This window comes from Modestobacter lapidis, from assembly GCF_054780755.1.
Window position 1 is genome coordinate 1 of sequence record NZ_BAAGVS010000057.1, and the last position, 1,285, is coordinate 1,285.

1 protein-coding gene is annotated in these 1,285 nt (G+C 72.4%); it reads right to left on the bottom strand.

Annotation, left to right across the window (positions count from 1 at the left end):
- A partial coding sequence (locus ACYVG5_RS21420) for a hypothetical protein (protein WP_460683537.1) occupies positions 1-1,253 on the bottom strand: 1,253 nt, incomplete at its 3' end.
- Positions 1,254-1,285: the final 32 nt, after the last annotated feature.

The following is a 1,285-nucleotide window of genomic DNA, read 5'->3' on the forward strand; positions in this document are numbered from 1 at the left end:
GAGGGGATGAACGCGGCGTTGCCGACGAAGGTGCGCGCCCCGATCTCGGTGCGCTGGAAGGCGACGTGGCCGTTGGCGTAGGTGGCGCTGCCGACGCTGGCCATGTCGGCCACGAAGCTGCCCTCGCCGAGGGTGAGCAGGTCGGGGTCGATGTTGGCGATGGTGGACACCTCGGTGCCCTTGCCGACCTTGGTGCCCAGCGCCTTGAGCCAGATCGGGGTGTACAGGGTGGAGTACATCGTGTTGTTCAGCAGCAGGCTCAGTTCCAGCAGCTTGTCTCCCAGCCACTTCTCCAGGCCCAGCTGGGAGCGCAGGTGGTGCACCCCCTCCCGAGTCGCGGGCAGCACCAGGCGCCGGGTGCCCAGGATCAGCGCGCAGGAGGCGGTGACGAACAGCGGCCCGGACAGCGCCGTGGCCAGCAGCCCGGCACCCACCCCGTAGGCGAGCAGCGCCCACCACACCACCGCGACCACCGGCAGCATGATGAGGAACGGCATCAGCTCCAGCAGTGCGATGCCGCCGGCGAAACCGGCCAGCAGCGCCCGGGACCAGGTGCGCGGCGCGGCCGAGCAGGCGGCCATCAGCTCCAGCACCGGATCCGGGGCCTCGGTGGCCGGGCGCGCCGGGGAACCCGACCAGGTCTGCCCGCCCGGGATCGCCTCACCGGACTGCAGCAGCGACTGCTCCCGCAGAATCGCACCCTCACCCACGACGGAGTCGCCTTCGAGCACGCACTCCGACGCCACGACCGCACCGGCGCCGACCGTGACGGGGCCGAGGAACAGGACGCCCTCGGAGATGCGGGAGGCGTGCAGCTGGGTGCCGTAGCCGACGGTCGCGCCGCGTCCCACGTGCAGGAAGGCGGGCAGGGAGATGTCCGCGGTGCCGATGTGGGCCTCGTCGTCGACCTGCGCCCCGGCCAGCCGCAGGTAGGCCGCCGCCCACGGAGAACCGCTGAGCACCGTCAGCGGGGAGATGGTCATGAGCTTCTGGATCGCCCACACCCGCAGGTGCACACCACCCCACAGCGGGTGCTCCCCGGGCTGCAGCCCGCGGGACAGCAACCGGGAACCGGCCACGGGCAGCACCCAGCGGGTCAGCAGGTACAGCGAGGGCAGCGCCAGCGCCAGCTGGAGGACCAGCCCGGCCGAGGGCTGCCCGTCGTGCAGGCCGTACAGGGCCGCGATCGGCAGCACGAACAGCAGCACCAGGACGTAGAGCGCCGACAGCTGCACCGACCCGAACCCCACCACCCGGTTACGCGAGGGCGGCGCCGGCCGCGCCG